The 21,060-nt window shown below is 70.7% G+C and carries 15 protein-coding genes; 8 read left to right on the top strand and 7 right to left on the bottom strand.

Annotated features, from left to right (window positions below; genetic code table 11):
• Positions 1 to 33: 33 nt before the first annotated feature.
• Entirely contained in the window at positions 34 to 1,674 is a 1,641-nt protein-coding gene (locus ACIA1L_RS28575) for a phospho-sugar mutase (protein ID WP_396076082.1), read from the top strand.
• 23 nt (positions 1,675 to 1,697) lie between these two features.
• Here ACIA1L_RS28575 and ACIA1L_RS28570 read toward each other — a convergent pair whose 3' ends face one another.
• Entirely contained in the window at positions 1,698 to 2,381 is a 684-nt protein-coding gene (locus ACIA1L_RS28570) for a GPP34 family phosphoprotein (RefSeq protein WP_396076081.1), read from the bottom strand.
• A gap of 339 nt (positions 2,382 to 2,720) precedes the next feature.
• On the opposite strand from ACIA1L_RS28570, the gene ACIA1L_RS28565 reads away from it, so the two are divergent.
• On the top strand, positions 2,721 to 5,582 hold the full coding sequence (locus ACIA1L_RS28565; RefSeq protein WP_396076080.1) for a CDP-glycerol glycerophosphotransferase family protein: 2,862 nt from the start codon (positions 2,721 to 2,723) through the stop codon (positions 5,580 to 5,582).
• Positions 5,575 to 6,723 carry a glycosyltransferase gene (locus tag ACIA1L_RS28560; protein ID WP_396076079.1) on the top strand — a complete coding sequence of 383 codons (1,149 nt, stop codon included), beginning with the start codon at positions 5,575 to 5,577 and terminating at the stop codon, positions 6,721 to 6,723. Before ACIA1L_RS28565 ends, ACIA1L_RS28560 begins: the two co-directional genes overlap by 8 nt.
• Positions 6,724 to 6,936: 213 nt before the next feature.
• On the opposite strand, the gene upp is transcribed toward ACIA1L_RS28560, so the two are convergent.
• A complete protein-coding gene (gene upp / locus ACIA1L_RS28555; RefSeq protein ID WP_396076078.1) occupies positions 6,937 to 7,569 on the bottom strand; it encodes a uracil phosphoribosyltransferase in 633 nt (210 codons plus the stop codon).
• Positions 7,570 to 7,630: 61 nt separating this feature from the next.
• On the opposite strand from upp, the gene deoC reads away from it, so the two are divergent.
• The 5 genes from deoC (at position 7,631) to ACIA1L_RS28530 (ending at position 14,337) form a co-directional block, all read left to right on the top strand.
• A complete protein-coding gene (deoC, locus tag ACIA1L_RS28550; protein ID WP_396076077.1) occupies positions 7,631 to 8,584 on the top strand; it encodes a deoxyribose-phosphate aldolase in 954 nt (317 codons plus the stop codon).
• A gap of 5 nt (positions 8,585 to 8,589) precedes the next feature.
• Positions 8,590 to 10,011, top strand: a complete 1,422-nt coding sequence (locus ACIA1L_RS28545) for an aldehyde dehydrogenase family protein (RefSeq protein WP_396076157.1) — start codon at positions 8,590 to 8,592, stop codon at positions 10,009 to 10,011.
• A gap of 142 nt (positions 10,012 to 10,153) precedes the next feature.
• Positions 10,154 to 10,954: an aldehyde dehydrogenase family protein gene (locus ACIA1L_RS28540; protein WP_396076155.1), complete on the top strand. Its 801-nt coding sequence runs from the start codon at positions 10,154 to 10,156 to the stop codon at positions 10,952 to 10,954.
• A 116-nt stretch (positions 10,955 to 11,070) separates the two neighbouring features.
• Complete coding sequence (locus tag ACIA1L_RS28535; protein ID WP_396076076.1) at positions 11,071 to 11,994, top strand: DNA primase; 924 nt, start codon at positions 11,071 to 11,073, stop codon at positions 11,992 to 11,994.
• Between the two features lie 63 nt (positions 11,995 to 12,057).
• The gene (locus tag ACIA1L_RS28530; RefSeq protein WP_396076075.1) at positions 12,058 to 14,337 is read left to right on the top strand and encodes a transposase; all 2,280 of its coding nucleotides are present in this window, start codon (positions 12,058 to 12,060) and stop codon (positions 14,335 to 14,337) included.
• Positions 14,338 to 14,574: 237 nt separating this feature from the next.
• Here ACIA1L_RS28530 and ACIA1L_RS28525 read toward each other — a convergent pair whose 3' ends face one another.
• The 5 genes from ACIA1L_RS28525 to ACIA1L_RS28505 form a co-directional block, all read right to left on the bottom strand.
• On the bottom strand, positions 14,575 to 15,327 hold the full coding sequence (locus ACIA1L_RS28525) for a hypothetical protein (protein WP_396076074.1): 753 nt from the start codon (positions 15,325 to 15,327) through the stop codon (positions 14,575 to 14,577).
• Positions 15,328 to 15,525: 198 nt separating this feature from the next.
• Positions 15,526 to 16,113, bottom strand: a complete 588-nt coding sequence (locus ACIA1L_RS28520) for a GTP-binding protein (protein ID WP_396076073.1) — start codon at positions 16,111 to 16,113, stop codon at positions 15,526 to 15,528.
• 1 nt (position 16,114) lies between these two features.
• Entirely contained in the window at positions 16,115 to 16,489 is a 375-nt protein-coding gene (locus ACIA1L_RS28515; RefSeq protein WP_396076154.1) for a DUF742 domain-containing protein, read from the bottom strand.
• 92 nt (positions 16,490 to 16,581) lie between these two features.
• Positions 16,582 to 16,986 carry a roadblock/LC7 domain-containing protein gene (locus ACIA1L_RS28510; RefSeq protein WP_396076072.1) on the bottom strand — a complete coding sequence of 135 codons (405 nt, stop codon included), beginning with the start codon at positions 16,984 to 16,986 and terminating at the stop codon, positions 16,582 to 16,584.
• Positions 16,983 to 20,798 carry a nitrate- and nitrite sensing domain-containing protein gene (locus ACIA1L_RS28505; protein ID WP_396076071.1) on the bottom strand — a complete coding sequence of 1,272 codons (3,816 nt, stop codon included), beginning with the start codon at positions 20,796 to 20,798 and terminating at the stop codon, positions 16,983 to 16,985. Before ACIA1L_RS28505 ends, ACIA1L_RS28510 begins: the two co-directional genes overlap by 4 nt.
• Positions 20,799 to 21,060: the final 262 nt, after the last annotated feature.

Below are 21,060 nucleotides of genomic sequence, written 5' to 3'. Positions count from 1 at the left end.
AGGTGCGGGTGCCGACCGTGCTATCCACATGGCATGGCAACTGACGACCTTCGCACGCTGGCCGAGTCCTGGCTGGCCGACGACCCCGACCCGGCCGGCCGTGACGAGATCCGGGCGCTGCTCGACCGGCTCCCGGACAGCGCCGCCGAGCTCGCCGACCGGTTCGCCGGCCCGCTGACCTTCGGCACCGCCGGGCTGCGCGGCCGGCTCCGCGCCGGGCCGAACGGCATGAACCTCGCGGTCGTCACCCGCGCCGCCGCCGGCCTGGTGAGCTGGCTCGCCGCCCAGAACGGCGAAGGACCCCTGATCATCGGGTACGACGCCCGGCACGGCTCGCAGCAGTTCGCCGAGCAGACCGCCCGAGTGTCCACCGCCGCCGGCCGTGAGGCGCTGGTCCTCCCCCGGCCGCTGCCCACGCCCGTCGTCGCGTACGCGGTGCGCAAGCTCGGCGCCGTGGCCGGTGTGGTGGTTACCGCCAGCCACAACCCGCCGCAGGACAACGGCTACAAGGTCTACCTGGGCGCCCAACTCGGCGGTCCGGGCGGCGCCGGCGCGCAAATCGTGCCGCCCGCCGACGCCGGCATCGAGGCCGCCATCCAGGCCGTCGGGACGCTCGCGGAGGTCAAGCTGGGCGAGCCCGGCACGGTCCTCGGCGAGGACATCGTCCAGGGGTACGTGGACAGCGCCGCGGCCGTTCTGCCCACGGGCGGCGCCCGCGAGCTGACGGTGGCGTACACGCCGCTGCACGGGGTGGGTGGCAAGGTGCTGGCCGCCGCGTTCGCCGCCGCCGGCTTCGCCGAGCCTGCGGTCGTGGCCGAGCAGGCCGAGCCCGACCCGGAGTTCCCCACGGTGGCGTTCCCCAACCCGGAGGAGCCGGGCGCGATGGACCTGCTCCTCGCGCTGGCGACGGCCCGGGGCGCGGACCTGGCTATCGCCAATGACCCGGACGCGGACCGCTGCGCGGTAGCTGTCCCGGCCGGCGACGGCAACTGGACCGCCCTGCGCGGCGACGAGCTGGGCCTGCTGCTGGCCGACCACCTGATGCGCCGCGGCACGCCGGGCACGTACGCCACCACCATCGTGTCGTCGACCCAGCTCAAAGCCCTCTGCACGGCCCGGAACACGCCGTACGCGGAGACCCTCACCGGCTTCAAGTGGATCGTGCGGGGAGCCGAAGAGCTGGCGTTCGGCTACGAGGAGGCGCTCGGCTACTGCGTGGCGCCCGACCTCGTCCGCGACAAGGACGGCATCACCGCGGCCCTGACGGTGGCCGAGCTGGCCGCCGGACTCAAAGCTGAAGGTAAGACGCTGCGGGACCGCCTCAACGAGCTGGACACCCAGCTGGGCGTGCACCGCACCGACCAGGTGTCAGTACGCGTCGACGACCTCGCCGAGATCACCCGGGCGATGGCCCACGTCCGGGCGAATCCGCCCACGGAGCTGCTCGGCCAGCCGATCACCGAGATCGAGGACCGGACGCCGGACGCCGACGTGGTGACGCTGCGGACCGCAGGCACCCGGGTCGTCATCCGTCCGTCCGGGACGGAGCCGAAGCTGAAGGCGTACCTGGAGGTGGTGGAGCCGGTCACCGGCAAGCTCGCCGACGCGCAGTTCCGGTCCGGGACGCACATGGTGCAGCTCCGCAAGGAGGTGTCGGCCGCGCTGGGCCTGTGACGCGCGGGATTCGCGGCAGCGGCCTACGGCGTCTTAGGGGCGCCGAGGGCCGCGGTGATGGCCCGGCTCAGCGTGGCGACGACCAGGGCCACGCTGGGTCGGACGATGGAGTCCTCGAGGTTGGCGCCACCGGCGAAGCCGGCGCCGCTGGCGATCTCCTCCAGCCGCTCGTGCGCCCGGGCCTGCTCCTCCGGGGGCAACCGGAGCGCGGGCTCCATCCGCGTCGCGACCAGCAGCGTGGCCAGCGCCGCGGTGCGCTCGTCCGGCACCGCGTCGGTGATCAGCGCGTCGGCGAGCCGCTTGCGGATCTCGGCCTCGCAGGCCGGATCGGTGGTCGGGTAGCGGTGCACGTGGATGGCGCCGAGCTGGGTCTCGTCGACGTCACGGATCACTCCACGCCCGACCAGGTCCTCGAGCACCCGCTCGCGCAGCCGGTGCCGGAGCCGCTGCACCCACTGCGCCGGCGTGTGCGGGGTGTCCCCGGCCGCCTTGGCCAGCACCAGATCGGCGATGGGCTCACCGATCGGCGTGGAGTCGTTGACCACGAGGTTGCCGTTCGCATAGGCGATCCGTCCCGCCAGCGCGAGATCGACCAGTACGGCCGCGGCCATGCCGAGATCGAGCCCGATCCGGGACCCGGTCGCCTTACCGGTCTGATCGTCGTACGCGAGGAGGAGTAGCTCCTCGGCGAGGGGGATGGAGGTCATGGCTCACGAGGATAGTGGGCGGGATACAGTCCCGCGTCCCGGGCGCGTCCGGCGATTTGCGGCTCGCGGACGAGGCCCACGACGCCGGGTACGATCACGTCACGCTGCGTCAGGAAACCCGGCAGAAAACGCTCCCACAAGCCAGGCGGGACAGCTCACACGAGCCCGCCGTGTACCTCACCGGCTGTAGTCTAGAATCCTGGCACGCCGAGCAGCGCTCTGCGCGTCGATGCCTCGGACTGCTGCGCCGGACCTGCGACCGCCCAGTCGCCCGTCCCGTTCCACGGCGATCACCCGAGGCGACTGGAGAGCCCCAGCCGATCCGGAAGGTAGTTTCCCGTGACCTCGCCCACTCCCCGACCCGACGTCACGGTGATCGTGGTCGTCTACAACGACGCCGCCCGCGTCGAGACGGCGGTGCGCTCGGTGCTCGACCAATCGCTGCGCAGTCACGAGGTGCTGGTCGTCGACGACCACAGCTCCGACGACACCCCGGCAGTGGTGGCCCGGCTCGTCGCACAGCACCCCGACCGCGTCCGGTCTGTCCGGCTAGAGACCAACTCCGGCGCCGCCGGCCGGCCCCGCAACGTCGGCATCGAGCAGGCCGCCGGGCGCTACGTCATGTTCCTCGACAGCGACGACGTCCTCGACCGGCACGCCTGCCGCAACCTGCTGGCGATGGCCGAGAGCTCCGGCGCCGACATGGTCATCGGCCGGTGCGTCCGCCGGGACGTGCTGACCGGCAACGAGCAGGCGTGGATGCCGTGGCTCGTCCAGGGCCAGGTGGTGCACGAGTCGCTCTCCGACGAGCCCGAGCTGCTCTACGACGTCCTGTCGACCAACAAGCTCTACCGCAACGAGTTCCTCGTCCGGGAGAACCTGCGCTTCCCCGAGGGGCGGCTCTACGAGGACAACCTGTTCTCGGCGCACGCCTACCTGACCGCGAAGAAGATCGCGGTGATCCCGCAGCGCATCTACATCTGGAACGTGGAGCGCAAGGCCACCACGCTGTCCATCACCAACCGCTCCGGCGACCAGCGCAACCTCGTCGACCGCATCGCCGTCGCGCAGGAGATCGACAAGCTGCTCGTCGAGTACGGCACCGCCGAGCTGCGCCTGCAGAAGGACATCCGGTTCATCGAGAACGACCTGCGGACCCACCTCGCGGGGCTGAGCAAACTGCCCGAGGAGACCCGGCGCACCCTGGTCGACATCGCCCGGCCGTACCTGCAGACGCTGGACCCGCAGGCGTTCCGGCAGGCCAAGCCGCTGCCCGCGATCGCCGCGTACCTGGCCCGGCAGGGTGACTACGACGGTGTCGCCGCCGCCCACGACTACCTCGTGCCCCGGGGTCAGCGAGCCGTCCTGCGCACCGATCTGACCATCCACGACGGTCACGTGTTCTGGTGCGACCGGCACCTGGACGACCCGCTGGGTCGCGAGATCCTCGACGTCACCTCGCTCGGCCTGCAGGATCTCCCGCTGACGAAGCTGAAGCTGGGCAGCGACGTCGTCGACATCCGGACCGCGGGCCCCGAGGTGACGATCGACGGCGTGTTCACCAACCCGCTGGGCCGGATCAAGGCCGGAAAGAAGACCACCGCCAAGCTCGTCTTCCGGGACCGGCGTGCCGCGCAGCGGTCGTTCACCGTGCCGGTGCGCCTCGACGTCGACGCGGCCCGGGTGCGCTGGACGGCCCGGTTCCTGCCCGGCAAGGCCCTGCGCCCGATCGGTTTCATCGACCCCGTCTACTCGGTGCAGCTGCGCCTCACCACCGGGCAGGACGCGACCGACCTGCACCTGTTCGCCGAGCAGAACGTGCTGGAGCGACTCAACCTGCCGGTGCGCCCCCGGCTGGGCCGGATCGCCGCCGACGTGCTCCGGGGATACACGACCGACTCCCGGGCGATCGCGCTGCGGCTGGACGCGGCCGGGCGCACGGCCGTCGCCGGTGTGTCGACGGTCTCCCGGGTCCGCGCCACGGCGCTGGGCGGCCGCGCCTGGAACAAGGTGCGCGGCCTGCAACGCGGGGCCCGCGCCCTGGCCGAACGCCGGACCACCAAGATGTCGCTGTACGACAACGTCTTCAGCCGGGTCCCGATCGACAAGCGCACCGTGGTCTTCGAGAGCCACATGGGCAAACAGTTCTCGGACAGCCCCCGGGCGATCTACGAGGAGCTTAAGCGGTCCGGCGCCGACTTCCGGGCGGTCTGGTCCTATGCGGGCTCGCTCCCCACCGGCTTCCCCGCGGACGTCAAGCTGGTCCGGCGGCAGTCGCTGGCCTACCTGCGGGAGCTGGGCCGGGCGGCGTTCTGGGTGGACAACCAGGGCTTCCCGTTCGACATCAAGAAGCGCAAGGGCACCACGTACATCCAGACCTGGCACGGGTCGGCGTTCAAGCGGATGGGCTTCGACGAGGCCACCATCAAGAGTCAGACCGCGGCCCAGCAACGGCGCCTGCAGAACGCGATCGACCGGTTCGACGTGTTCCTGGTCCGCTCCGAGCACGACGTCCGCACCCTGACCAAGGGCCTGCGGGTCGGTGCCGACCTGATGCGCGTGGGCTACCCGCGCAACGACGCCCTGGTGCGCCACGAGCAGGGTGCCGAGGCCGCCGAGCTGCGCCGGTCGCTGGGGCTCACCGACGACCGCCGGGTGGTGCTGTACGCCCCCACGTTCCGCCCCTCGGAGCTCGGCCGCGGCTCATCCGGTCTGCAGCTGCCGTTCTCCTTGGACGAGTTCGTCGAGCGGTTCGGCGAGGACACCGTGCTGCTGGTCCGCCCGCACTACCTGACCCACTTCGCCCTGCCCCCGAAGTACGGCCACACCGTACGTAACGCGGCACACGTCCACGACGTCACGCCCTTGCTGCAGATCTCGGACGCGCTCATCACCGACTATTCGTCGCTGATGTTCGACTATGCGCTGCTGGACCGCCCGATGATCTTCCACGTACCGGACTACGAGGATTACGTCGGCAGCAGCCGCGGCTCGTACTTCGAGCTGGCCGCCGTGGCGCCCGGCCCGCTCACCCGAACCTCCGACGACCTGCTCGCGGCGGTCGCCGACCTCGACGAACTCACCGGCCGGTACGCCGACCAACGCAAGGGCTTCGTCGCGCAGTACGGCGAGTACGACACCGGGAACGCCGCCAAGGCCATTGTCGACCGCTTCTTCCGCCCGGAGGGCCACCGTGGCTGAGACCCGCGACATCTTCATCGTCTGCAACAGCGTCAACGAGCTCGGCGGCCTGGTCCAGTGGGCACATGACGTCGCCCGGCTCTTCACCGGCCGCGGCCACCGGGTGCGGATGATCGGCGTCGAGCCCGCCACCGAGGCACGCGACTACGGGTCGGATCTCCCGTACCCGACGATCACCCTGCATGACCGTCACCTGCCCCGGCGCCGCAAGACGGTCGGTCTCGACCGCTTCAAGCCGGCGGTCCGCCGCCGCAACCGGCTCCGCGAGACGTTGCAGGAGCAGGGCGCCCAGCAGCTTTCCCGACTGTTCCGGGAAGCCGGGCCCGGCGCCGTGGTGATCGCCGCCCAGATCTGGGCGATGGAATGGGTCGTGAAGGCCGACACCACCGGCATGACGGTGATCGGCATGTCGCACGAATCCTTCGAGGCGAGCCGCAACAGCAGCCGGTACGCCCGCGTCCTGGAGTACTACACCCAGGCCGACATCCACCTGGCCCTGACCGACGCGGACGCCGACGCCTGGGCCCGGGCCGGCATGACCAACGTCGGCGCCATGCCGAACCCGCTGATGACCGTGCCGAAGAGCCTGCCCACGCTGGACGAGAAGACCGTCGTCACCCTGCGCCGCCTCTCCCACGACAAGGGCATCGACATGTTGCTCGAGGCATGGGCCCTGGTCGCCCCGCACCACCCGGACTGGGACCTCAAAGTGTTCGGCGCCGGCCCCGACGAGGCGCCGCTGCGGGCCCAGGCCCGCGAGCTGGGCCTGGACGACAAACCGATCTTCCAGGGCAAGACGAACGACATCGACGCCGCACTCTCCGCCGCGTCGATCTACGCCCTGCCCTCCCGCGAGGAAGGCTTCCCGATCGCCGTCATGGAAGCCATGGCGTACGGCCTGCCCACCGTGGCCTTCGACTGCGCCCCCGGCATCCGCGAACTGATCGACGACGAGGTCAGCGGCGGCATCGTCATCACCGCCGGCAACGTCTTCGGCATGGCCGCCGCCCTCGAACGCCTCATCAAGGACCCCGACCTCCGCAAGCGCCTCGGCAGCGCCGGCCAACAATCGGTCCGCCGCTTCTCCCCCGACTCCATCATCGACCGCTGGGAAAAGCTGTTCGCCTTCCTGGAACGCTAAATCCGGGGTAACCGCAGCCCAAGTCGGATTTGCGCCCCTCGGTGTCGGGGGCGCCAAAACAGACTAGGCGGCGTCACCGCAACCCAAGTCGGATCGCGCCCGTCGGTGTCGAGGGCGCCGAAACAGACTAGGCGTCCTCTGCCGTGGTCTGTTTCGGTGTTCTCGACACCGACCCTCAGGGGGGCGATCCACGTCCGAGCGGAGCTCGGACCATCAAAACCTGCGCATGCCGCCGAATTGGCGGTCGCCGGCGTCGCCGAGGCCGGGGACGATGTATTTGCTGTCGTTGAGGCCTTCGTCGATGCTGGCGGTGACGAGGCGGAGCGGGAGGCCGGAGTCCTCGAGGCGGCGGATGCCCTCGGGGGCGGCGAGGACGCAGCCGATGATGACGTCGGTGCAGCCGCGGTCGACGAGCAGCTGGCAGCAGTGCACCAGGGAGCCGCCGGTGGCGACCATCGGGTCGAGGACCAGCACGGGCATGCCGCTGAGGTCGCCGGGCAGGGATTCCATGTATGCCCGGGGCTCGTACGTGTCTTCGTCGCGGGCGAGGCCGACGAAGCCCATGGACGACTCGGGGAGCAGGGCCAGCGCGGAGTCGGCCATGCCGAGGCCGGCGCGGAGCACGGGCACGATCAGCGGCGGGTTGGCGAGCCGGGTGCCTTGGGTCGGCGCGACCGGCGTGGTGATGGGGAACTTTTCCACGGCGAAGGCGCGGGCGGCCTCGTACACGACCATGGTGGTGAGTTCGTGCAGCGCGGCGCGGAAGACGCCGGAGTCCGTCGCGGCGTCGCGCATGACGGTGAGTCGGGTCTGGGCCAGCGGGTGATCAACGACAAGTACGTCCACGCGCTCAACCTACCGGGGTTATCCAAGATCAACTGTCGGTGGGCCGCGTAGGATCCTTTTCATGACTGCGACGACGACGTCGAGGCTATCCGGCGACCTGTCCGGTTCCGCCTTCGATCTCCGGTCTTTCCTGCACGGGCTGCCCGGGGTCGACAAGGTCGGGGTCGAGGCGCGGGCGGCGACCCTCGGCACCCGGTCGGTGAAGACCAGCGCCAAACAGGCCGCCATCGACCTCGCCATCCGGATGGTCGACCTGACCACTCTCGAAGGCGCCGACACCCCCGGCAAGGTCCGCGCGCTGGCCGCCAAGGCCCTGCGGCCCGACCCCGCCGACCAGAGCTGCCCGGCCGTCGCCGCGGTCTGCGTCTATCCCGCGATGGTCCCCATCGCCGCCGAGGTGCTGCGCGGCACCGGCGTCCACCTCGCGAGCGTGGCGACGGCCTTCCCGTCCGGCCAGGCGCCGCTCGACGTCAAGCTCGCCGACACGCGGGACGCCGTCGCCGGCGGCGCCGACGAGATCGACATGGTGATCAGCCGGGGCGCCTTCCTCGCCGGCCGTTACGACCACGTGTTCTCCGAGATCGTCGCGGTCAAGGAAGCGTGCGGCGAGGCGCACCTCAAGGTGATCCTCGAGACCGGCGAGCTGCAGACGTACGACAACGTGCGCCGCGCCTCCTGGCTGGCGATGCTGGCCGGCGCCGACTTCATCAAGACTTCGACGGGCAAAGTGCCGGTGGCGGCCACCCTGCCCGTCACGTTGGTGATGCTGGAGGCGGTCCGCGACTTCCGGGCCCGCACCGGCCGTCAGGTGGGCGTCAAACCGGCCGGCGGCATCCGCACCACCAAGGACGCCATCAAGTACCTGGTGATGATCAACGAAACGGTCGGCGACGACTGGCTCGACCCGGACTGGTTCCGGTTCGGCGCCTCGTCCCTGCTGAACGACCTGCTGATGCAGCGCACCAAGTTCACCACCGGCCACTACGCCGGTCCCGACTACTTCACCCTGGACTGATGGGAATGTTCGAATACGCTCCCGCGCCCGAGTCCCGCTCGGTCGTCGACATCGCGCCCTCGTACGGTCTCTTCATCGACGGTGAATTCGTCGCCTCCGCCGGCGGGGTCTTCAAGACCGTGAACCCGGCCACCGAGGAAGTCCTGGCCGAGGTCGCCACCGCCAGTCCCGAGGACGTCGACCGAGCCGTGGCCGCAGCCCGACGCGCGGCCGGGCCGTGGGCCGCTCTCCCCGGTGCCGAACGGGCCAAATACCTCTTCCGCATCGCCCGCATCGTCCAGGAACGCTCCCGCGAGCTGGCCGTGCTCGAGTCGCTGGACAACGGCAAGCCCATCCGCGAGTCCCGCGACGTCGACCTGCCTCTCGCCGCGGCGCATTTCTTCTACTACGCGGGCTGGGCCGACAAGCTGAAGTACGCAGGCTTCGGCGACGACCCCCGGCCGCTCGGCGTCGCCGCCCAGGTCATCCCGTGGAACTTCCCGATGCTCATGCTGGCATGGAAGATCGCCCCGGCGCTCGCCGCCGGCAACACGGTCGTGCTCAAGCCCGCCGAGACCACCCCACTGTCCGCGCTGTTCTTCGCCGACATCTGCCAGCAGGCCGACCTGCCGCCCGGCGTGGTCAACATCGTCACCGGCGCCGGCGACACCGGCCGCACCCTGGTCGAGCACCCGGGCGTCGACAAGGTGGCATTCACCGGCTCCACCGAGGTCGGCCGGCAGATCGCCCGCTCGGTCGCCGGCACCCGCAAGCGACTCACCCTGGAACTCGGCGGCAAGGCCGCCAACATCGTCTTCGACGACGCGCCGATCGACCAGGCGGTCGAGGGCATCGTCAACGGCATCTTCTTCAACCAGGGCCACGTCTGCTGCGCCGGTTCCCGCCTCCTCATCCAGGAGTCGGTCTACGACCAGGTCATCGAGGCCCTCAAGCGCCGGATGGCGACCCTGCGGGTCGGCGACCCGCTCGACAAGAACACCGACGTCGGCGCCATCAACTCGGCGGACCAGCTGGACCGCATCCGTACGCTGTCCGACATCGGCGCCGAGGAAGGCGCCGAGCGTTGGTCACCGCCGTGCGAACTGCCGGATCAGGGGTTCTGGTTCGCCCCGACGATCTTCACCGGGGTGACCCAGGCACACCGGATCGCCCGCGAGGAGATCTTCGGCCCGGTCCTGTCGGTGCTCACCTTCCGCACCCCGGCCGAGGCGATCGAGAAGGCCAACAACACCCCGTACGGGCTGTCGGCCGGCATCTGGTCCGAGAAGGGCTCGCAGATCCTCGCCGCGGCCGACCAGCTGCGCGCCGGCGTCGTGTGGGCCAACACCTTCAACAAGTTCGACCCCACCTCGCCCTTTGGGGGCTACAAGGAGTCCGGGTACGGCCGTGAAGGCGGCCGGCACGGCTTGGAGGCGTACCTTGCCTGAGTCATCCTCGTCCCGCTCGCGGAAGCCGGGCACCGTGACCGGCAAAGCAGTGGCGGTCCGGCGCTCTTCCCCGGTCAAGGCCGGGGCCGCCGCGGCGCCCGCCACTGTCGCCGCCGTCGCCCGGTCCCATGGAGGCGGCCGGCTGCCGGTCCGCAAAACCTACAAGCTCTTCATCGGCGGGGCGTTCCCGCGCAGCGAATCAGGACGGACCTATCTCGTGGACGGCGACAACGTCGCGCTCGCGTCCCGCAAGGATGCGCGGGACGCCGTCGTCGCGGCACGCAAAGTGCAGCCCAAGTGGGCCGGGGCGACCGCCTACAACCGCGGCCAGGTGCTCTACCGGGTCGCTGAGATGATCGAGGCACGGCACGCGGAGTTCGTGGCCCGCGGCGTGCCAGCCGCGGAAGTCGACGCCGCGATCGACCGCTGGGTCTGGTACGCCGGCTGGTCCGACAAGATCGCCCAGGTGCACGGCAGTGCCAACCCGGTCGCCGGCCCGTTCTTCAACCTCTCCGCGCCGGAGCCCACCGGGGTCGTCGCGGTGGTGGCGCCGGCGTCCTTCCTGGGCCTGGTCAGCGTGATCGCCCCGGCCATCGTCACCGGCAACACCGTCGTGGTGCTCGCCGCCGCGCCGCAGGCCGCGATCACCCTCGCCGAGGTCCTGACCACCTCCGACGTGCCGGGTGGAGTGGTCAACATCCTCACCGGGCAGGCCGCCGAGACCGCACCCTGGCTGGCCTCGCACGATGACGTCAACGCGCTCGACCTGACCGGCATGGCCGACCCAACGCTCGCCGCCGACCTGGAACGGTCCGCAGCCGGCAACCTCAAGCGGGTCATCCGGCCGCCGGTCGAGGCGACGGACTTCTCCGCCGACCCCGGCTTGAGCGCCATGACGGCGTTGCTGGAGACCAAGACGGTTTGGCACCCGAAGGGCTTCTGACCCGCCGGATGCGGTGTTTCCGACCGCGGTCGGAAAGCTTCCAGCTTCGACCACTAAGGTGTGTGCCCAGACTCACCCTTCCCGCATCGCTCGCGAGAACCAACCCGGAGGTCAGCGTGGCCAGCCAGTCGCCCGAAGAGGCCGCAGGAACCTCGTCGGTCAAAGAAGGCCCGTCCGGCCGTGGGCTGTGGGACGAGGTCCGGGTCTCGCCGGTCGAGATCGCCATGCCGGGCGGCGTCGCGCTGACCCTGCGCGCGCACCGCCCCGCCGTCGACCTCACCCCGACCGAGGTCGAAATCGACGAGGACGACCCGTTCCTGGCACGCGAGCGGGCCGCCGCCGCCCGGGCCGCCGAGGAAGAGGGCGTGATCGTCGACGACGAGTTCTCCGCCCTGGTCGCGGAGGGTGAAGCCGACCCGAAGGACGCCAAGTCCCGCAAGTCCGGCGAGGTCCTGCGCAACGAGGACGGCGAGATCGTCGAAGAGCCCGACCCCGAGGACTTCAAGGACGACGAGCCCGAGGCAACCACGACCGGCGCCAACCAGCCGGACGACGAAGAGGTGCCCGTCTTCCTCAGCCACCGCGGCAAACTGCTGGCCTTCAAGACCCCCGAATCGCTGGTCGCCTTCATTCAATCGGGTGCTCCGCACGATCTCGCACAACTGGACACCTGGGACACCGTGGCCAAGCGGGTACAGTCGTCCGACATCGACCCGCTGCCGGAGGACCGCTACGAACTGGACCTCGTGGTGGAAAACCTCCGCGGCGGCCACGACACCTGGGACCTGCCGCTGCTCATCGCTGCGGGCGAGGTGGCCCGCGACCTGGGACACGCGTTGCATCTGAAGCCCGTGATCCTGGCGTTGGCTCCCGGCTCGCCACTCGATGACCTCGACGAGTCCCTGCGGTCCGCAGAAAGTGGCGGAATGGGCGGTTTCTTCGGTCGCCGCAAGCTCCGTAAAATCGGTGCGCAGCAGGCGAGTCTGGGATGGCGCTCGGTCATCGGCAAGATCTCTGCCGCTGTGGACTGGCGCGACTGACCCCTCACCAGGGACCATCAGTCCTTGGTCGAAAAAGCTGTCCCTGGGGAGGAGGACGACGCCGTGGCGCTCGTGCGCGTGTACTGCGGTCTCGCGTCGGCTGATGAGACGGTCCGTTCGGCCTCGGCCGGATCGGCGCTGACCATCGCCGTGGTGGACGACGCGGGCCGGCTGCTCGGCGTCCACGAAATCAGCGACGACCCGGCCGGGTACGCCCAGCTCGGCACGCTGCTCGTGGAACGGACCAGCGGCTTCGCCGAGGTCGCGGTGGCCGCGGACAGCGACGACCACATGGTCACCTCCCTGCTGACCGCCGCCGGTCGCCCGCTCGTGGTCGCCGACGACGACTCCGCCGACGACTTCGCCGAACGTTTCTCCGACGATGACTCCGCAGAGGAAATCGCCGCACCGCCCGCCGCCCGGCGCGCCGTGGGCCTCGCCCGTGCACTCCAGGCTGGGGCCATCGCTGCCGTGACCATCCCCGCTCCCCGGGAACTGGTCAGCTACAAGCCGGTGCTCGCCGCCCACGTCGCCATGCTCAACGGGCGGCACTCCGCCGCGATCGCGCTGCGCGAAGTGCTGCGCGAGCTGTATCCGGCGGCGCTGCGGGCGTACCCGGATCCGGCCCACCCGCTCGCGTTGGCCGTGCTGGACGCGCTGCCCGAACCGGGCCGTCTCACCGCCCGCGGCGACGCCGACGCCCAGCAGGTCGCCGAAGAAGTCGCCGTCGAGCTGACTCGCGCCGGCGCCGGCACCGAAGACCAGGTCGTCTCCGCCGTCACCGCCCTGGTCGTGGCGATAAGCGAGTCGCCCCGCCGCGGCGGCGTCAACAAGGCCCTGGCCCCGGCGGCCGCCGACACCATTCGGCACGCGGTCGCCGCCGTCCGCTCCTGCGATGCCGCCTGCGAGGCCTTGGTCAGCACGCTCGCCGCTCGAGCCAGCCAGCAGACCAGCGGCTCCGGCCGCCGCCAGGCCGGTGCCCGCCGTGCGGTCGACCCGGCCGCAGCACTGCCCACCCGCACCGCCGGCGCCGCCCAGCGCATCGGCCGCCGCAGCCGTCCCGAGCCCGCAGCCGCCGGCAACGGCCCGGCCACGCCCCGCCCCATGACCACCCCGCCGGTCGCCCCGGAACCGATCATGCCGCCGCCCCTGGCCCCGCGCCCGGTCGCGCCGCCGCCGATCGCCCCGGCCGCCAGCCTGCCCACCCGCAACCCGAGCCCCGGCCGTACGCCCGCAGCAGAACTTCCGGCCCGCAACCCGGCAGATCTGCCCGCACGCAATCCGGGAGACCTCCCCACGCGTGGCCCGGCCGGTGACCTGCCGGGTCGCACTGCGGGCCCAGCCAGCCGGCCCGTCTCGGTGCCCCCGCCCCCGCCGGGCATGACCCCCATCACGCCAGGCGCGCGGCCGTCTTCGGTGCCGCCGGCCGACTCCGGCCAGCCGTTCCGGCCCACCCTCACCAACGCCGCCATGAGCAGCGCTCGCGCCGAACGCCAACGCACGGTCATCCCGCCAAGCACCCGCACCGGCGGCACCAACGGCGCCACCGACTACTCGTTGCCCATGCCGGTCCAGCGCGCGACCATGCCGGAGGCCCCGGAGCCGGGCTCCCGCGCCAACTGGCCGCTACTCAACAGCGACGAACCAGCCGCACCACCAGCCGCCGCCGTGAGCAGCCCGCCCGCCGACGGTCGAGTCAAGCCCCCGTGGCAGGACATGCCGCAGGAGCCGCCCGCCCTACGCCTCATCGACTCTGGCCTCACCACCACCTCGGCAGACCTCGCCGGAATCGCCGAACCGCCGCCCCTGCGCCTGGTCGACGACCGCGGCCGCAACGGCCGGACGCCGATCCGCCGTACCGCCCCCACACTCACCGCCCTGGACCGCAGCACCACCCCACCGGTCCCCGACGAGGGCGACGGCGACCTGCTGATCTTCGCCGCGGCCCGCTCAGCCTGGTTCACCGGTCACGAAGAGTCGGCGCCAGCGCCCGCCGACCTCGACTGGACCAGCCCCATGGACACCGGCTGGCGTGCGGCAGAAAAAGCCTCGGCGCCCGCGGTGGCCGCCTCGACATCGGCAGGTCTGCCCAAGCGCGTCCCGCAGGCCAACCTGGTGCCCGGCTCCCCGCTGCGCGAAGAACGCCCCCTGCGCATCGTCCGCGACGCAGCCAGCATCGCCGCGCACACCACCGGCTACTTCCGCGGCTGGCGCCGCGGCCAAGAAATCGGCGGCTACGCGATCGGCGGTCGCCCGGGTCGCGAAGCGGCCGGCGGCTGGGACTTCAGCCGCGACGGCCAGGAGGTCGAGGACTACCGGAACGCGGGCTACCCCAGCCGTTGATCCACTCGCCCTCAGTTCGAGCGTAGGAGGCTACGCCTCCGAGGCTAGGACTTCCTGAGACTCGCGGTTGTTCGTCGCTCAGCGTTCCGTTCCGGGGGCGCGCGAGGCGTTCTCGGCGGCGCGAAGGGAAGTCCTCGGCTGCCTCAAGGTGGCCGCCGCGGCATCGCTCATCACGTCCAGCTCGATCGCTTGGGTTGGGCCAGGAGCAGCTGTCGGAAGCAGCCGGCGCCGTGACTGTCACGCCACCCACCACCAGCCGTCGCCCAGTTCCCGGATCGGATGTCCGAGATCGCCCGAGGCTGTCGCCATGGGCGTCGGCTCGGTGGACGGCGTGGCGAAATACGCTAGTCCAGTACCCGATTCGGCTCGCCAGTTCTGCCACAGCTGCACAAACAACACGGTCGGAGTGGCATACGCGAATCCGGACGGGCAGAGGGAGCGTATGTCGGTCGGCAGAGCCCATCCGTCAGCCAAGCGGCCGGCCTGGTAGTCGTCGGCCAGTTCGGCGAGCGCGGCCCGATGCAGCCGATACCGGTAGTCGACGGGGTAGGCCTGGGAATCTTGCTGCGCAACGACGACAACGGCGACAGCGGTCAGACACAAGCTCACCACGGCGACTCCCCAAGCACCGCGGATGCAGGCGATGAGGATCGCCGTCGTCGAGACGAGCACAGCGAACAGCACGACCATCAACGAGATCGACCACCCGACGATCGACCCGACAAGCAGCGGCGTCTCGACGAGCCACCAGGCGGGAATCACCAGAAGCCAGCCGACACTACTCAGGGCGGCCTGCCATAAGCCGCGCCTGATCCACGCCGCCGTGATGGACGGCTTAGTCGGCTGATCATCGTCTTCCCAGGGGAAATCCATGGCGATGATCTTGCATGCGCGGTCGTGACCCGCGGAAGGCCGTCCACGAAACCTCCACACGGCCTCCCTGCCACGGTCACAAGGTCGCGGTGGCACGGTTCCGGCAAGGGTGTCCATCCGCCAAATTGGAGCCGGCGGTGCTGCCTTTCCGGACGAGCCGGCGGTGCTGCCTTTCCGGACGAGCCGGCGGTGCTGCCTTTCCAGACGGAAGCCCGTGGTGCTGCCTTTCCGGACGGAAGCCCGTGGTGCTGCGACGCGACCGCGGGCATGCAAAAGTCCCGCTCCGGCGGACGGAGCGGGACTTTCGACGGGCGGTTAGGCGGGTGCGACCGCGCGCGAGCGACGCATCGTGAGGACGTACTCGACCAGGGAGATCAGCACGTTCTTCGTCGACTCGCGGTTGCGGGCGTCGCAGCTGACCACGGGTACGTCGCTGGAGATCGCGAGGGCGTCGCGAACGTCCTGGGCGTTGTGGTACTGCATGCCGTCGAAGCAGTTGATGGCTACCAGGTACGGCAGCCGCCGGTGCTCGAAGAAGTCGATGGCGGCGAAGCAGTCGGCGAGGCGACGGGTGTCCACCATGACGACGGCACCGATGGCGCCCCGGACCAGCTCGTCCCACATGAACCAGAACCGCGTCTGTCCGGGGGTGCCGAACAGGTAGAGGATCAGGTCGCGGTCGATGCTGATGCGACCGAAGTCCATCGCCACGGTGGTCGTCGTCTTGCCCGGCACCTGCCGGTTGTCGTCGACGCCCACGCCGGCGGAGGTCATGATCGCCTCGGTGGTCAGCGGGGTGATCTCCGAGACGGACCCCACCAGCGTCGTTTTACCGACGCCGAACCCACCGGCGATGACAATCTTCGCCGATGTCACGCGTCCGGCGGCCGGCCGTCGCGCCATGTCAGAGCCTGCGAAGTCCACTCAGCACCCTTTCCAGCAGTTCCGTACCTACCACGTCGGACTCATCTTCCAGCGATGTCGGTTCGTAGACCGCCACCAGCCCGTCGTGGGCCATGTCGGCGACGATCACTCGAGCCACGCCGAGCGGTAGTTGCATGCGTGCGGCGATTTCGGCCAGCGACTGCACTCTGCCGCCGTCACACATCGCCGCAATGTACTGGTGTTCGCTTCCGCCCCGGCCGGTCCCGGTGGAACGGCCGCGGACGGTGGTCTCGACGAGCGCTTCCAGCGCGATCTCGAGCTTGGGCCGAGTCCGGCCACGGGTCACGGCGTACGGTCTGACCAGTGCGCCGGTCGGCTCATCGCGTTCGGGCATCGTCACCGCTCACCCCATCCCTAGGCCCATAGAAGTGTCTCGTGTTGTCAAGCGTTTGGACAGATACCGGACGGATCCGGTGAACCATCCGTTCAGCCGAGAACCCCGGCCGCTGAGCGGGGTGCCGGCGTCAGAGCCTCGCCCACGCGGTCTACCAGCAGCGCCATCTCGTAGCCGACCTGGCCGACGTCGCAGTTGCGAGCCGCCAGCACGGCGAACGAGGAGCCGTCGGAGATCGACATCAGGAAGAGGAACCCGTTGTCCATCTCGACGACCGTCTGGAGCACCGCGCCACCCTCGAAGCACCGTGCGGCGCCCTGGGTGAGGCTGACCAGGCCGGAGGCGATGGCCGCCAGCTGGTCGGCACGGTCACGCGGAAGGTCCCGCGAGGCCGCGAGCAGCAGACCGTCGGCGGAGACCGCGATCGCGTGCGCAACCCCGGGAACGCGGTCGGCGAAGTTGGCGAGGAGCCAACCCAGATCCTGCGTACTTGTCATGCCTCATGCTCCTTGCCAGCCTGCGAGGACTGCTGCCCTCCCGGAGTTTCCTCCGAGTTGGTCGATTGTTCCTTGGTGCGACCGCGCTGCACGCCGCGGTGGTACGCGGACAGTAGCCCACGGACCGCTTCCGGCGTACGGCGTTGCACCGAGGTTTCGGCCCGGTCGACGCCGCCCGGGACGAGCTGCGCCATCGGGGTACGGCGCGGCAGCCCGGCCGTTGTCGTGGTATCCACCGGCATCTCGGCTGCCTTGCGGGCCGCCTGCCATCCTTCATCGGCAGCGGTCTGCCAGGGGCTTACCGGTCCGCCGGGACCAGAAGTGCCGTTTGTGCTGGCCGAACCGTTAGCCGCACCGTTCGCCACGGCACCCACGGGTGCCGGGTCGCGGTCGTTGTCGCGCGTTTCGGGCGAGGACGCCTGCTGCGGCACGGTGGCCGTCCGAGCCGGGTCTCCGGTGGAGAAGCGCTGGGTGCTGACGACCTCGGCCTCGGTGTCGGCCACTGCCGGCGCCTCGGGCTCGGCGGTGGTACGGCTGTCGGTGGCAGGTCGGGCGTCCGCCGGGCGGGCCGTGGTGAACCAGGCCGACTCGAGCTCCCGGAAGATCGGCAGCTCCATGGTTTCGTCGGCGAACTTGGCCGACCCGTCGCCGTTGGCACGTTGGCGGGCCGCAGCCTGGGCGGCGGCGATCTGCGCGGCGGCGGTCGCCTGGGCGGCCGCGGCTTGCTGGGTCGCTGCCTCGTGCGCTGCCGCGGCGGCCGCTGCGGACCGTTCGGCCTCGCTCGACGTGGCGGTGTCGCCGGCCGGGGTGCCGTTCTGGGTGGGCGCCGGGCTCGCTCCGGCGCCGGAGCGCCGGTAGTGCGGGAACTCGGCGGTCAGGTCCAGGGCGGCGGCCAGGTTTTCCGGGACCGGCGGGGTGCCGTTCTCCCGGTCGGCCGACACCGGCGGCCAGGCCGGCGGGTTCGCGGCGGGCGGCGCTGACAGCGGCCGGTTCGCGCTCGGCGGGGCCGAGAACGGACGATCGGTGCTGGGCGGCGCGGACAGCGGGCGGTCCATGCTCGGCGGGGCCGACAGCGGACGATCCATGCTGGGCGGGGCCGACAACGGACGATCCATGCTCGGCGGCGCGGACAGCGGACGGTCCATGCTAGGCGGGGCCGAGACCGGGCGGTCGGCGATCGGCTGGGCCGAGACCGGCGGACCCGAGACGGGCGGTGCCGAGATGGGCCGGCCACCCGCGAACGGCGGGGCAGACGGGACCGGCGGCGCGGAAACCGGCGGCACGAATGACGAACGGCTCTGCGTCTCGGGGCTCGGCGGGAGCTGGCGCGGGATGGTGTGACCGAACGAACCCGTGTCGTCGGGGCGGAAGGTCTCACCGTTGCGGCGCTGCGGCAGGCCTTCGCCGCCGGCGAAGTTCTGCGGGCCGGCCTGCGGCAGCGGCGGAAGCGGTTCGTTGCTGCGCGGGCCGTAGAAGCCGTTGGGTCCGCCCATGCCGTTGGTGCCGTTGGTCTGGCCGAAACCGTTGCCGTGCGACGACGACCCGGAACCGTTGGCCGGTCCACCGAAGGCCGACTCGAAGCCGTTCGAGGGCGCACCGGTGAGGTCGGACCAGGCGGGTACGGCGCGGCCGCTGCCGGTGCCGAGCATGCCGCCGTTGTTCATCGGCGGGTTCGGGTCGAAGGGGCGCCCACCGGGGTAGCCGCCACGGCCGTTGCTGCCGCTCTCGAGCGCAAGCGGCTCGGCGAAGGCGGGACGGGCGGAGGAGTCGGCGCCGCCGAAGGCGCCCACACCGGCGCCAGCCGGAATCCGTGCGGCCGTGGCCGACGTGGCGAGCACGCCGATCGGCAGGCCGACGTCGGCCACCGTGCCGCGCTCGGTGTCAGCGTTGCGCAGCTCGACCTTGACGCCGTGCCGGTTCGCCAGCCGGGCGACTACGACGAGGCCCATCATCCGCGAGACGGCGACGTCCACCATCGGCGGGTTGGCCAGCCGCTCGTTGAGGTCGCGGAGCTGTTCACGGCTGATGCCGATGCCGCGGTCCTCCACCGAGAGCACCACACCGTCGCCCAGGCGCCGGGCCTCGACCACGACGTGGGAGTTCGGCGGGGAGAAGGCGGTGGCGTTGTCGAACAGCTCGGCGACCAGGTGGACCATGTCGTTGACCGCGTGGGCGGACACCTCGATGTCCCGGTCGATCATGCCGAACTCGATGCGGGTGTAGTGCTCGACCTCGGACTGCGCGGCGCGGAGCACGTCGATGAGGGCGGCCGGCTCGCGCTGGATACGGGTGGAGTCGGCACCGGCGAGAACGAGGAGGTTCTCGTCGTTGCGGCGCATTCGGGTGGCGAGGTGGTCGAGCTGGAAGAGCTCAGCCAGCCGGTCCGGGTCTTCCTCGCCGCGCTCGAGGCGGTCCAGGTGACCGATGAGCCGGTCGACCAGGATCTGCGAGCGGCGGGCAAGGTTGACGAACATCGTCGAGACGGAGGAGCGCAAGGCGGCCTGCTCGGCCGCGGTGCGGACGGCTTCCAGGTGGACCGCGTTGAATGCCTCGGTCACCTGCCCGAACTCGTCTCGGCTGCGCACCGGCAGCGGCTCGGCGACCTGGTCGGCCACCTGGGCCGGGGTGAGCGAGCCGGTCAGCGCCGGGTCACGGAGCCGCTCGACCGCCTGGGGCAGGCCGAACTGGGCGACGTTGAGCGCACCCTGGCGCAGTTCCCGCAGCGAGCGGGCCATCGACCGGGCGACCAGCCAGGCGAAGACGATGGCGAGCATCAGCATGCCGAGCAGGATGCTGGTCTCGATGAAGACCCGGCGCTGCACGTCGTCGCGGATGTCGGTGGCCTGGGCCACGATCTCGCCGTCGAGGCGGTTCTCCACGCTGCGGAACAGGTCGTTGTAGCCGACCATCGCGGTCTCCCACTGCTCCCGGTTGAACGGGATCTGCGTGGACCGGTTCGCAGCGAGGTTCTGCAGCGGGTTGGTGAGGTTGGTGGCGGCGCGCTCGGCCGTGCCGGTGACGACGCGGTCGACGAGCGCCTTGTCCGCGTTGGTGGCGACCTGACGCATCGCGGCGTCGGAGATCTGGAAGCCGGTGTCGGTCAGCAGGAACTTGCGGCGCAACGGGGTGGTGAAGTCCCCGGCGCCCAGCACCTCATGGCCGACCGTACGTTGCTGGGAGATGTAATCCTTGGACCGGGCGACACCGGCCACGACCCGCAGTCGGTTGCTGAGCTCGGTGTCCAGCGCGAGCTGGGCCGAGGCGTCCCGGACGTTGAGCAGGTCGTCGATCAGGGGGGTGTAACCGGCGGCGAGCTCGTCCGGCTCCAGGTTGGCCTTGGCCGCCTGGCTGCGCAGCGAGGGCAGTTCCTCGAGGTTGCGGTCCAGCCGCACGAGCAGGGTCTTCACCTGCTGCGGGTTGTCCTCGCCCAGGGAGGTCTTCTGCCGCAGGTACGGCAGCTTGGCCGCCTCGACCTTCGGGTGCTCACGCTGGAAGGCGAGGTCGGCTTCGGCGCGTTCCGGGGTGTTGGGCTTGGTCGTCGCGATGCGAATGGCGAAGGCACGCTCATTCTGCAGGTGGTCGACCAGTCCACCGGCGGCCTGCGACAGCACGGACAGGGTCCGCGCACGGTCGGCGTTGGCCGCCTCGTCGATGTGGTCGATCAAGCCCTGCGTGCCGACGACGATCGTCGCCAGCGTCGGCACGAGCATGATGAGACCCAGCTTGGACCAGATCGGGAGGTCTCGCAGTCGGCCGGCTGGCCGGCGGAGACGCGACATGACAGCGTTCGCCGTCTTGGGGCGCTTGCTCACGTCACCGTCCTCCTGATGTGGACCCGGCCATCGGGTCTCCTGGCACCGCACACGATCGACTCACAGGTCGGGCCCCCGAGATTCCATCACGACGAGTGTCAAAGAGAAAGAGCAGCCTGACCCGGACCGTTTGTGTGACGCGGGTCGGCGTCCGGAGACGCCGACCGCGCCGGCCAGTCATCACTGCTCGTATATGGAAAGTCTCTTAACGTCACTCAATTGAGTCGGCGTGTCGGGGTGGCCGAGCAAGCCGATCTGGCCC

It is taken from the genome of Actinoplanes sp. NPDC051859, from assembly GCF_044452725.1.
GTDB lineage: Bacteria > Actinomycetota > Actinomycetes > Mycobacteriales > Micromonosporaceae > Actinoplanes.
The sequence above is the reverse complement of the archived record's forward strand: the minus strand, read 5'-3'. Positions and strand labels throughout refer to the sequence as shown.

Excerpts from the sequence above, each read along its gene's own strand:
- ACIA1L_RS28570 (WP_396076081.1), bottom strand. The coding sequence starts at position 2,381 with ATGACCTCCATCCCCCTCGCCGAGGAGCTACTCCTCCTCGCGTACGAC.
- ACIA1L_RS28575 (WP_396076082.1), top strand. The coding sequence starts at position 34 with ATGGCAACTGACGACCTTCGCACGCTGGCCGAGTCCTGGCTGGCCGAC.
- deoC (WP_396076077.1), top strand. The coding sequence starts at position 7,631 with ATGACTGCGACGACGACGTCGAGGCTATCCGGCGACCTGTCCGGTTCC.
- ACIA1L_RS28520 (WP_396076073.1), bottom strand. The coding sequence starts at position 16,113 with ATGGCGCGACGGCCGGCCGCCGGACGCGTGACATCGGCGAAGATTGTC.
- ACIA1L_RS28515 (WP_396076154.1), bottom strand. The coding sequence starts at position 16,489 with ATGCCCGAACGCGATGAGCCGACCGGCGCACTGGTCAGACCGTACGCC.
- ACIA1L_RS28510 (WP_396076072.1), bottom strand. The coding sequence starts at position 16,986 with ATGACAAGTACGCAGGATCTGGGTTGGCTCCTCGCCAACTTCGCCGAC.
- ACIA1L_RS28545 (WP_396076157.1), top strand. The coding sequence starts at position 8,590 with ATGTTCGAATACGCTCCCGCGCCCGAGTCCCGCTCGGTCGTCGACATC.
- ACIA1L_RS28525 (WP_396076074.1), bottom strand. The coding sequence starts at position 15,327 with ATGGACACCCTTGCCGGAACCGTGCCACCGCGACCTTGTGACCGTGGC.